The following is an 11,011-nucleotide window of genomic DNA, read 5'->3' as shown; positions in this document are numbered from 1 at the left end:
CCGGTGGGCCCTATCGCATTCGCTTGCTCACGAGACTGCTCCCTTGAGGACCAGGACCCCAGGGCTGTGCAGGGGTCCGCGCTTGCCATACGCCTTGCTGCGTACGGCCTGGTCTTCACCCGGGGCACCCCGCCACGGACGGAGGGTTGCCGGACAGCGGGCCGGGGCCGTAGTCGCTGTCACTCATGACCTGTGCAGCATCCTGCCACACGATCTTCCCGACGCAAGGCGCGGTCCAGAATCCGGACTGCGCCCTGCGTCACACCGGCCGGCTGCCGGTCAGCGGTTGCTGGCAGCCACCCAGCGCTCCAGGGCCCGCTTCGCCGCCCCGGAGTCGATCGACTCCGCGGCCCGCGCCATGCCCTCGCGGAGCTGCTCCGCCAGGCTGCCCCTGCCCTGTGCGAGAGCGGCCAGGGCCGCCGCGGAGTTCAGGAGCACCGCGTCGCGCACCGGACCGCTCTCGCCGTCCAGCAGCCGCCGGGCGACCTCCGCGTTGTACGAGGCGTCGGCGCCGCGCAGCGCCTCCACGGGCACCAGGCCGATGCCGACGTCCCGGGGATCGAAGGCCTCCTCGCGGACGGCGCCGTCGCGCACCACCCAGACGCGTGACGTCGAGGTCGTCGTCAGCTCGTCGAGGCCGTCGTCACCGCGGAAGACCAGCGAGGAGTTGCCGCGCTCGGCGAAGACGCCGGCCACCACGGGCGCCATCCGCGCGTCGGCGACACCCACCGCCTGGGCGCGCACCCGGGCCGGGTTGGTGAGCGGGCCGAGCAGGTTGAAGACGGTGCGGATGCCGAGCTGGCTGCGCGCGGCACCGGCGTGCCGCAGCGCCGGGTGGAACTTCACCGCGAAGCAGAAGGTGATCCCCGCCTCCTCCGCGACCTCGACCACCCGTTCGGGCGTGAGCTGGAGGTTGACGCCGAGCTTCTCCAGGACGTCGGAGGCGCCGCTGGCGGAGGACGCGGCGCGGTTGCCGTGCTTGACGACCTTCGCGCCGGTGCCCGCGATGACGATCGCCGACATGGTGGAGATGTTCACCGTCTTGGCGCCGTCGCCGCCCGTGCCGACGATGTCGACCGTCTCGCCCGGCACCTCGATCACGTTGGCGTGCTCGTACATCGCCCGGACCAGGCCGGAGATCTCCTCCACGGTCTCGCCCTTGGCCCGCAGCGCCACGACGAAGCCCGCGATCTGCGCCTCGGTGGCCTCGCCGCGCATGATGCGGTCCATGGCCCAGGCGGTGTCGTCGGCGCTCTGGTCGCGCCCGTCGAGCAGGCCGTTCAGTACGTCGGGCCAGGAACGGCCCGCCGCGGTGGTGCCTCCTGCGGGGGTCACAGCGCTCATAGCCGCTCCTGGTGTTCAGTCCGGAAGGAAGGGGCCCGGGACAGCCGGGGTGGGACCACCCTATCCAGCCTCGGGGACGGCAAAGAGCCCCGTCCATGCAATGGACGGGGCTCTCGCCGTGGCGACCTGTGGTCAGTGGAGTCTCAGTCGATCAGTGGTGGCCGTGGCCGCTCGTGATCTCCTTGTACTCCTCGGCAGTGGGCTTGGGGATCTGGCTGTCCTCCCCGTAGTAGCCCTTGGAGAGCTTGGCCCGCAGCTTCTGCGAACCGGTGACCTTGCGCTCGACACCGTTCTCGTCGACCGCCGGGCCGATCTCGACCGGCTTGTACTGCTCGTGCGCGGTGAGCGTGTGGAGCTGGTCCTTGCCGAGCGGCTCGTGGATCTCGATGAACTCGCCGTGCGGCAGGCGCTTGATGATGCCCGACTCGCGGCCGTGCAGCACCTTGTCCCTGTCGCGGCGCTGGAGACCCAGGCAGATCCGCTTGGTGACGATGAACGCGATGACCGGGGCGACGAAGAAGCCGATCCGGACGAACCAGGTGATGGCGTTGATCGACAGGTGGAAGTGGGTGGCCCAGAGGTCGTTTCCACCACCGATCAGCAGCACCAGGTACCAGGTGATCCAGGCGACACCGAAGGCCGTACGGGTCGGGACGTTGCGCGGGCGGTCCAGGATGTGGTGCTCGCGCTTGTCGCCGGTGACCCAGGACTCGATGAACGGGTAGACCGCGATCGCGACCAGGACCAGCGGGAAGATGACCAGCGGGATGAACACGCCCAGGACGAGCGTGTGGCCCCAGAGGTTGATCTCCCAGCCCGGCATGACACGGATCAGGCCCTCGGAGAAGCCCATGTACCAGTCGGGCTGGGCGCCCGTGGACACCTGGTCCGGACGGTACGGTCCGAGCGCCCAGATCGGGTTAATCGAGGCGATCGCCGAGATGGCCGCGATCACACCGAAGACCAGGAAGAAGAAGCCTCCGGCCTTCGCCATGTAGACGGGCAGCAGCGGCATGCCGACGACGTTCTTGTTGGTCTTGCCGGGGCCCGCGAACTGCGTGTGCTTGTGGTAGAAGACCAGGATCAGGTGCGCCACCATCAGGCCCAGCATGATGCCCGGCAGCAGCAGGATGTGCACCGAGTAGAAGCGCGCCACGAAGTCGCCGCCGGGGAACTCCCCGCCGAACAGGAACATCGACAGGTACGTGCCGACGACCGGGACGGACAGGATCGCGCCCTGCATGAAGCGGACACCGGTGCCGGAGAGCAGGTCGTCCGGGAGCGAGTAACCGGTGAAGCCGGTGAACATGCCGAGGACGAAGAGCAGGAAGCCGAACAGCCAGTTGACCTCACGCGGCTTGCGGAAGGCACCCGTGAAGAACACGCGCATCATGTGCACGAACATGCCGGCGAGGAAGATCAGCGCCGCCCAGTGGTGGATCTGCCGGATCAGCAGACCACCGCGCACATCGAAGGAGATGTGCATGGTCGAGTTGAACGCCTCCGACATCAGCTGTCCCTGGAGCGGGACGTAGCTGCCGTGGTACTCCACCTCGTTCATCGACGGGTGGAAGAACAGCGTCAGATACACACCCGTGAGGATGATGATGATGAAGCTGTACATGCAGATCTCGCCGAGCATGAAGGACCAGTGGTCCGGAAAGATCTTGCGCATGTTGGCCTTGGCCAGGGAGTAGATCCCCAGTCGGCCGTCGGCCCAGTCGGCCACCCGCTCACCGGCGGGCGCCTTCTTGCCGGAGTTGCTCGCGCCGCTCGCGCCGTGCGCGTCGTTGGTGGGGTTGGTGCTCATCCGCGCTCCCAGAAGGCAGGACCGACGGGCTCTTCGAAGTCGCCGAGCGCTTCGAGGTAGCCCTCCTCGTTCACGCCGATGCGCAGCTGCGGCAGCGCGTGACCGGCCGGGCCGAAGATGACTCGGGCACCGTCGGAGAGGTCGAAGGTGGACTGGTGGCACGGGCAGAGGACGTGGTGCGTCTGCTGCTCGTACAGGGAGATCGGGCAGCCCACGTGGGTGCAGATCTTGGAGTAGGCGACGACGCCCTCGTGCGACCACTCCAGCTCGCGCTTGTCCTTGATGTTCTCCGGCTGGATCCGGACGATCATCAGGGCGGCCTTGGCGATCTGGGTCTGGAAGTCGTGGTCGTGCTCCGACATGCCCTCGGGCATGGCGAACGTCAGCGATCCGACCTGCACGTCCGAGGGACGCAGCGGCTCGTGCGTGTTCATGTTGACGAGCTTCTTGCCCTTGGCCCACTTGGTGTGCCGGAGCTTGTCCTCGGGCAGCGGACCGAGGTCGCGCAGCAGGACGACACCGGAGAGCGGGACCAGGGCCAGCGCGCCGAACATCGTGTTGCGGATCAGCTTGCGCCGGCCGAACTGCGACTCCGCGGCACCGGCCTTGAAGTCGGCCATGACCTTGGCCTTGACCTCGGGCTCGGCCTCGATGGGGTGCCGGTCGTCGGCGACCTCCACGTCGGACATCAGGGTGCGGGCCCAGTGGACCGCGCCCGCGCCGATGCAGAAGAGCGCCAGACCCAGGGTCAGGCCCAGGGCGAGGTTCAGACCGCTGACGTGCCCGATCGGCCAGACGAAGACGCTCTTGTCCGCCGGGATGGCCACGAACGAGGCGATGAAGCCGACGGTGGCCAGCATGGACAGCATGAACAGGAACGCGATCGCCCGCTCGGAGCGCTTCGCGGCCCGCTCGTCGATGTCCTGGATGCGGTGCTCGTGCGGCGGAAGGCCCGGGTCGGCGAACGGGTTCTCGTCCGCGACGGCTACCGAGCCGTGCTCGGTGTCCTGCTCAGCCGGCAGGTTCTTCTCTTCTGGAATCTCTTGGCTACTCATGACTTCTTGGCCTTTGCGGTCCGAGCGGCGACCCACACGGCGACCGCGATCAGGGAACCGAGACCGAAGATCCAGCCGAAGAGGCCTTCACTGACCGGACCCAGACCACCCAGCTTCAGACCGCCAGGGCTCTCGGTCTTCTCGCCGTTGACCGCGTCGAGGTACGCGATGATGTCCTTCTTCTCCTTCTCCGGCATCGTCGTGTCGGGGAAGGACGGCATGTTCTGCGGGCCGGTCTGCATGGCCTCGTAGATGTGCTTCGGGGAGACATCCTCGAGCGGCGGCGCGAACTTGCCGTGCGTGAGCGCACCACCTTCACCGGTGAAGTTGTGGCACTGCGCGCAGTTGGTGCGGAACAGCTCGCCACCCTTGGCGATGTCCGCCCCGTCCGGGCTGTACTGCTTCTCGGTCGGGACCGAGGGACCGGCGCCGAGCGAGGAGATGTACGCCGCGAGCTGGTCGATCTGGGCCTGGTTGTAGATGACCTTCTTCTTGGGCGCCTGGGCGCCCTGCTGCTGGAGCGGCATGCGCCCGGTGCCGACCTGGAAGTCGACGGCTGCGGCGCCCACGCCGACCAGGCTCGGACCGTCGGAGGAGCCCTGACCGCCGGTTCCGTGGCAGCTGGAGCAGCCCACGGCGTAGAGCTTCTTGCCCTCGTCGATGGCGAGGGACTGGGCGGTGTCGTCGGCCTGCGCCTTGTCCGCCGGCGCGAACGCGGCGTACAGCCCCCCGGTGGCCGCCAGCGCGAGGAGTAGGACGACGACCGCCGCCAGCGGATGGCGTCGTCGTGCGGAGAGCTTTTTCACGGATTACCCCGGTGTCAGGATCTTCTGCGTCGATACTTCTGGGATGTGTCGGTACGTCGCGTGAGCGACCCCGCCGATTACTTGATCATGTAGATCGTGGCGAAGAGGCCGATCCAGACCACATCGACGAAGTGCCAGTAATAGGACACGACGATGGCTGCGGTCGCCTGTTCATGGGTGAACTTCCTGGCCGCGTAGGTGCGGCCGAGGACCAGCAGGAAGGCGATCAGGCCGCCTGTCACGTGCAGTCCGTGGAAGCCGGTGGTCAGGTAGAAGACCGAGCCGTACGGGTCGGACGAGAGCGAGAGGCCCTCGTGCTTGACCAGCTCGGTGTACTCGTACACCTGACCGCCGATGAAGATCGCACCCATGATGAAGGTGACGATGAACCACATCCGGAGCTTCTTCACATCGCCACGCTCAGCGGCGAACACGCCGAGCTGACACGTGAGGGAGGAGAGCACCAGGATCGTGGTGTTCGTCGCCGAGAACGGGAAGTTGAGGGCCGAGGCCATTTCCTTCCAGTGATCAGGACCTGTCACCGATCGCAGGGTGAAGTACATCGCGAAGAGGGCCGCGAAGAACATCAGCTCGGAACTCAGCCAGATGATGGTTCCGACGCTGGTGAGGTTCGGTCGATTGACCGGCGGGTGCGCGTGCCCGGTATCTACTGTCGTTGCTGTCGCCACGACCGACATTATGTCGGTCGCTTATCCCGCCCTCACCCCGGGGGGTGCCGTTCGGAGTGTCTGTGGGGTGTGTCCTGCCCGTATGGCCCATCGCGGGGCCTTCCGAACCGGTGTTGACGGGGTGTCGGGAGGAGTAGCATCCGCGCATCGGACCCCGATCCCATGACGGCACAGCTCAGCACTGCTCGACGCACTGACGTACTGGAGGAACAATGCAGCCGACCGCCACGGTGCTGGTCTACAGCGACAACGCGAGCACCCGCGAGCAGGTCCGGTTGGCCACCGGCCGCAGGCCCGCCACGGACGTCCCCGAGGTCGAGTTCATCGAGTGCGCCACGCTGCCCGCGGTCCTCAAGCAGCTCGACGAGGGCGGCGTGGACGTCTGTGTGCTGGACGGCGAGGCGAAGCCCGCGGGCGGCATGGGCGTGTGCCGCCAGATCAAGGACGAGATCTTCCGGGCGCCGCCGGTCCTGCTGCTCATCGGGCGCCCCCAGGACGCCTGGCTGGCCACCTGGAGCCGCGCGGAGGCGGCGGTGACCCTGCCGGTCGAGCCGGTGGAGTTCGCGGACGCCCTGGCCGCCCTGCTCCGCAGCCGCCTGGCCGTCGAGGCCTGATCCAGCGGCCCCACCCGTACGGCGGAGGGCCCCGCGCGTCGGCGCGGGGCCCTCCGTGCTGTTCTGCGGGGCCGCTAGACGCCCGGCCGCAGCCGGGCCGCGTCGACGGCCGCGGGGCCCTCCTTGGTGCCCGCGAGGAGCGCGCTGCCCTGGCGCCACTTCTTCCAGCCCATGTTCCAGTCGCCGAGGCCGTTGCCGAACGTCGGCATGTCCTCGCCGGAGCTGTTGACCGTCCTGGTGATGTCACCCTGCCGCACGGTCTCGAAGAACCAGGCGGCGTTGCCCGTGCTCATCCCCACGCAGCCGTGGCTGACGTTGGCGGAGCCCTGGGAGCCCACGGACCAGGGCGCGGCGTGCACGTATTCACCCGTGTCGGTGAGCCGGGTGGCGTAGTACACCGGCAGGTTGTACGACTCCGACGAGCCCTCGGCGATGCCGATGCTGGTGCCGCGCATGCGTACGAAGTACTCCTTGCCGAGCACGACCTTGACGCCGTTGCGCGTGGAGTAGCCGGGCTTTCCGGTGGTCACCGGGATCGAATTGATCTCCTCGCCGTTGCGGTAGACCGTCATCGTGTGCGAAGCGGCGTCCGTCACGGCCTCCACCCGGTCCCCCGTGGTGAACCTGAGCGGCTTGGTCGCGGCCCCCCACAGCTTGTCGTTGATCTTGAGGCCGCCGAGGTTGCTGGAGACGCTGACCGTGGCGTGCGTGGGCCAGTACTCCTTGGGGCGGTAGTGCAGCGTCTCGCTGTCCACCCAGTACCAGGAGCCCTCGGTGGCGGGCGTGGACCTGACCTTCAGGGCCCGCTCCACGACCGCGCGGGCCTGCTTGCCCTTCACCGGGGCGCTGAGCGAGGCGGTGACGGGCTGGCCGACGCCGTACTTGCCCGCCTCGGGGCCGAAGACCACCTTCAGCTGCTTCTTCTTGGGGGGCTCGAGGGTGTCGAAAGTCATGATCTTGCGGCCGGGCGCGCCGTCCTCGTCCTCGGTGCTCACCCGCACCGAGTAGTGGGCGCCGGCCGCGAGCGGCGAGGTGCTGTGCCAGCGGGCGCCGTCGGCGTCGAGTTCACCCGCCACGTGGCGGCCCGCGGCGTCGGTGGCGGTCACATCGGTGATGCGGCCGTCGTCGCCCTCCGCGGTGACTTCGAGGGGCTTGTCCGGGTCGGCCTTCTGGCTGCCCGCGGGGGCGTTGAAGGAGATCTGGCCGGCCGCGTCGTACGGCTGCGCCGAGAGCGGATGGCCGTCGGAGCTGCCGCATGCCGTGGTGCCCGCACCGAGGGCGGCCACCAGCAGCGTGCAGCTCACAACCGTACGAGTACGCGGTGACTGGCTCATAAGCACACGGTAGGGAGAATCGCCGGGTACGGCGCGCCGAAGTGACCCGTACGGGGGCAGGGCGGCGGCACGCCGAAGGGCCCGGACCTCCGCGAGGAGTGTCCGGGCCCTTCGGGCGCGTCGGGAACTACGGACTCACTGGGTCTGGTTCTCGCCGCGGTAGTACTCGAAGACCCAGCCCCAGAGGCCGATCAGCAGCATCGGGGCCGAGAAGTAGAGCAGCCACCAGCCGAACGCGACGCCCATGAAGGCGAGCGCGCCACCGACGGCCAGGGAGAGCGGCTGCCAGCTGTGCGGGCTGAAGAAGCCCACCTCGCCGGCCTCGTCCGCGACGTCGGCCTCCTTGTTGTCCTGTGCGGAGGCGTCGACCCGCCGGGCCGTGAAGGCCAGGTAGTAGCCGATCATGATGCACAGGCCGAAGGCCAGGAAGAGCGCCGTGGTACCGGCCGGCTCCTTCGACCACACGCCATAGACGATCGCCATGGCGAGGACGAAGACGCTCAGCCAGATGAACATCTTGCCCTGGATCTTCACTTCGCGGCCTCCTTGTCGCCGCCGAACAGCGCGGTGTCCTTCTGGCCGTCGTTCTCGATCTGGCCGAGGGCCGCGATGTCCGGGTGGTGCAGGTCGAAGGCCGGCGATTCACTGCGGATGCGCGGCAGCGTGACGAAGTTGTGCCGCGGCGGCGGGCAGGACGTCGCCCACTCCAGCGAGCGGCCGTAGCCCCACGGGTCGTCGACCGTGATCTTCTTGCCGTACTTGGCCGTCTTCCAGATGTTGTAGAAGAACGGCAGGATCGACAGGCCGAGCACGAACGAGCAGATCGTCGAGATCGTGTTCAGGGCGGTGAAGCCGTCCGCGGCGAGGTAGTCCGCGTAGCGACGCGGCATGCCCTCGGCACCGAGCCAGTGCTGCACCAGGAACGTGCCGTGGAAGCCCACGAACAGCGTCCAGAACGTGATCTTGCCGAGGCGCTCGTCGAGCATCTTGCCGGTGAACTTCGGCCACCAGAAGTGGAAGCCGGAGAACATCGCGAAGACGACGGTGCCGAACACCACGTAGTGGAAGTGCGCCACCACGAAGTACGAGTCCGAGACGTGGAAGTCCATCGGGGGCGAGGCGAGGATGACGCCCGTCAGGCCACCGAAGGTGAAGGTGATCAGGAAGCCGACCGCCCAGAGCATCGGGGTCTCGAAACTCAGTGACCCCTTCCACATCGTGCCGATCCAGTTGAAGAACTTCACGCCTGTTGGCACGGCGATCAGGAACGTCATGAAGGAGAAGAACGGCAGTAGTACGCCACCGGTGACGTACATGTGGTGCGCCCACACCGTCACGGAGAGACCCGCGATGGCGATGGTGGCGCCGATCAGGCCCATGTAGCCGAACATCGGCTTGCGGGAGAAGACCGGAATGACCTCGGAAATGATGCCGAAGAATGGCAGCGCGATGATGTACACCTCTGGATGGCCGAAGAACCAGAAGAGGTGTTGCCAGAGCAATGCTCCGCCATTTGCCGCGTCGAAGATATGGGCCCCGAATTTGCGGTCCGCCTCAAGGGCGAACAGCGCGGCGGCGAGCACCGGGAAGGCGAGCAGCACGAGAACGGCCGTGAGCAGCACGTTCCACACGAAGATCGGCATGCGGAACATGGTCATGCCCGGCGCGCGCATGCAGATGATCGTGGTGATGAAGTTGACCGAGCCGAGGATCGTGCCGAAGCCGGAGAAGGCCAGACCCATGATCCACATGTCGGCGCCGACACCCGGCGACCGGACCGCGTCCGAGAGCGGGCTGTAGGCGAACCAGCCGAAGTCGGCCGCACCGTTCGGCGTGAGGAAACCGCCGACCGCGATGAGCGAGCCGAAGAGGTACAGCCAGTAGGCGAACATGTTCAGCCGCGGGAAGGCGACGTCGGGCGCGCCGATCTGGAGCGGCATGATCCAGTTCGCGAAACCGGCGAACAGCGGCGTCGCGAACATCAGCAGCATGATCGTGCCGTGCATCGTGAACGCCTGGTTGAACTGCTCGTTCGACATGATCTGCGTGCCCGGGCGGGCGAGCTCGGCGCGCATGAAGAGCGCCATCACTCCGCCGATGCAGAAGAACGCGAACGATGTGACCAGGTACATCGTGCCGATCGTCTTGTGGTCAGTGGTGGTCAGCCACTTGATGACGACGTTTCCCGGCTGCTTGCGCCTGACCGGCAGCTCGTTCTCGTACGAGTCCGTTGCTGCTGCCGCGGCACCCTGGGGTTCGTTGAGGATGCTCACAGGTTGTTCGTCTCCCGGTTCTTCTCGTGGCCCGTCTGCTCGATGCCGGCCGGGATGTAACCGGTCTGGTTCTTCTTCGCGAGGTCTTCCAGATGCTTCTGGTAGCGCTCGGGAGAGACGACCTTGACGTTGAAGAGCATCCGGGAGTGGTCGACGCCGCAGAGCTCGGCGCACTTGCCCATGAAGGTGCCCTCCTTGTTGGGAGTCACCTCGAAGGCGTTGGTGTGGCCCGGGATGACGTCCTGCTTCATGAGGAACGGCACCACCCAGAAGGAGTGGATGACGTCACGCGAAGTCAGGACGAAGCGGACCTTCTCGCCCTTGGGGAGCCACAGGGTCGGGCCGGGGTTGCCGTTCTGGGGGTTCCGCTCGCCGGGCGTGCCGACGTCGTAGACACCGCCGGCGTTGGCCGGGAAGGCGTCGCGGAAACGCTTCGGAATGGCGTCCAGGTCCTTGGAGGTCTTGGCGTCCTCCTTGTTGGAACCCTTGACGTTCTCGACGTAGTTGAAGCCCCAGCTCCACTGGAAGCCGACCACGTTGATGGTGTGGGCGGGCTTCTCCTCCAGCTTGAGGAGCTTCGACTCGTCCCGTGCCGTGAAGTAGAAGAGCACGGAGACGATGATGAGGGGCACGACCGTGTACAGCGCCTCGATGGGCATGTTGTACCGGGTCTGCAGAGGTACTTCCACCTTCGTGCGGCTGCGCCGGTGGAAGATGACGCTCCACAGGATCAGGCCCCAGACCAGCACGCCCGTGGCGAGCGCTGCCGCCCACGAGCCCTGCCAGAGGGAGAGAATCCGCGGAGCCTCTTCCGTTACCGGGGTGGGCATTCCAAGGCGGGGGAAATCCTTGTATGTGCAACCGGTGGCGGTCGCCAGGATCAGGCCCGCAGTCAGCACCTGCGGCAGCTTCCGCCGCATCGGGCGCCGCGACGAGCGGTCGGAGCCGTTGGGACTCACGTAGCGCCTTCCCGAGAGTCTCGCCCGCGCGGTCGGCTGCGGCCTTACTCGCTGGTCGGTCGCCGCCCTGCGGCGGGCAGGGGTTTGGATGTTTATGCGGACCAAACCCTACTGGACGCTATTTGGG

The 11,011-nt window shown here is 67.2% G+C and carries 10 protein-coding genes and 1 riboswitch; of the genes, 1 reads left to right on the top strand and 9 read right to left on the bottom strand.

The genetic code is table 11. The features are described from left to right. Window positions 1-73: 73 nt before the first annotated feature. Window positions 74-191: riboswitch (SAM riboswitch) on the bottom strand. An 88-nt stretch (window positions 192-279) separates the two neighbouring features. From trpD to ctaE, 5 genes are all read right to left on the bottom strand, one after another. Then, window positions 280-1,344: an anthranilate phosphoribosyltransferase gene (gene trpD, locus AB8Z36_RS12870; protein ID WP_369213395.1), complete on the bottom strand. Its 1,065-nt coding sequence runs from the start codon at window positions 1,342-1,344 to the stop codon at window positions 280-282. 151 nt (window positions 1,345-1,495) lie between these two features. Further along, a complete protein-coding gene (gene qcrB / locus AB8Z36_RS12865; protein ID WP_369213394.1) occupies window positions 1,496-3,154 on the bottom strand; it encodes a cytochrome bc1 complex cytochrome b subunit in 1,659 nt (552 codons plus the stop codon). After that, a complete protein-coding gene (qcrA, locus tag AB8Z36_RS12860) occupies window positions 3,151-4,209 on the bottom strand; it encodes a cytochrome bc1 complex Rieske iron-sulfur subunit (RefSeq protein ID WP_369213393.1) in 1,059 nt (352 codons plus the stop codon). Before qcrA ends, qcrB begins: the two co-directional genes overlap by 4 nt. Continuing rightward, window positions 4,206-5,015, bottom strand: coding sequence for a cytochrome bc1 complex diheme cytochrome c subunit (qcrC, locus tag AB8Z36_RS12855; protein WP_369213392.1), 810 nt, complete (start codon window positions 5,013-5,015; stop codon window positions 4,206-4,208). The genes qcrA and qcrC overlap by 4 nt, the downstream gene beginning before the upstream one ends. Window positions 5,016-5,092: 77 nt before the next feature. Further along, window positions 5,093-5,713, bottom strand: a complete 621-nt coding sequence (gene ctaE / locus AB8Z36_RS12850) for an aa3-type cytochrome oxidase subunit III (protein ID WP_055550073.1) — start codon at window positions 5,711-5,713, stop codon at window positions 5,093-5,095. A gap of 203 nt (window positions 5,714-5,916) precedes the next feature. On the opposite strand from ctaE, the gene AB8Z36_RS12845 reads away from it, so the two are divergent. Continuing rightward, the gene (locus tag AB8Z36_RS12845; RefSeq protein WP_369213391.1) at window positions 5,917-6,318 is read left to right on the top strand and encodes a hypothetical protein; all 402 of its coding nucleotides are present in this window, start codon (window positions 5,917-5,919) and stop codon (window positions 6,316-6,318) included. A 74-nt stretch (window positions 6,319-6,392) separates the two neighbouring features. Here AB8Z36_RS12845 and AB8Z36_RS12840 read toward each other — a convergent pair whose 3' ends face one another. The 4 genes from AB8Z36_RS12840 to ctaC form a co-directional block, all read right to left on the bottom strand. Further along, the gene (locus AB8Z36_RS12840; RefSeq protein WP_369213390.1) at window positions 6,393-7,652 is read right to left on the bottom strand and encodes a L,D-transpeptidase; all 1,260 of its coding nucleotides are present in this window, start codon (window positions 7,650-7,652) and stop codon (window positions 6,393-6,395) included. A gap of 135 nt (window positions 7,653-7,787) precedes the next feature. Then, the gene (locus tag AB8Z36_RS12835) at window positions 7,788-8,186 is read right to left on the bottom strand and encodes a cytochrome c oxidase subunit 4 (protein WP_369213389.1); all 399 of its coding nucleotides are present in this window, start codon (window positions 8,184-8,186) and stop codon (window positions 7,788-7,790) included. Further along, complete coding sequence (gene ctaD, locus AB8Z36_RS12830; protein WP_369213388.1) at window positions 8,183-9,925, bottom strand: aa3-type cytochrome oxidase subunit I; 1,743 nt, start codon at window positions 9,923-9,925, stop codon at window positions 8,183-8,185. Before ctaD ends, AB8Z36_RS12835 begins: the two co-directional genes overlap by 4 nt. Beyond that, window positions 9,922-10,884 (bottom strand): aa3-type cytochrome oxidase subunit II, encoded by a 963-nt coding sequence (ctaC, locus tag AB8Z36_RS12825; protein WP_369213387.1) that lies wholly within the window; start codon window positions 10,882-10,884, stop codon window positions 9,922-9,924. The genes ctaD and ctaC overlap by 4 nt, the downstream gene beginning before the upstream one ends. Window positions 10,885-11,011: the final 127 nt, after the last annotated feature.

Origin of the sequence: Streptomyces flavofungini (assembly GCF_041028215.1) — a bacterium.
GTDB classification, from domain to species: Bacteria; Actinomycetota; Actinomycetes; order Streptomycetales; family Streptomycetaceae; genus Streptomyces; species Streptomyces flavofungini_B.
Note: the sequence above shows the minus strand (reverse complement) of the source record. Positions and strands in the feature narration are given on the sequence as shown.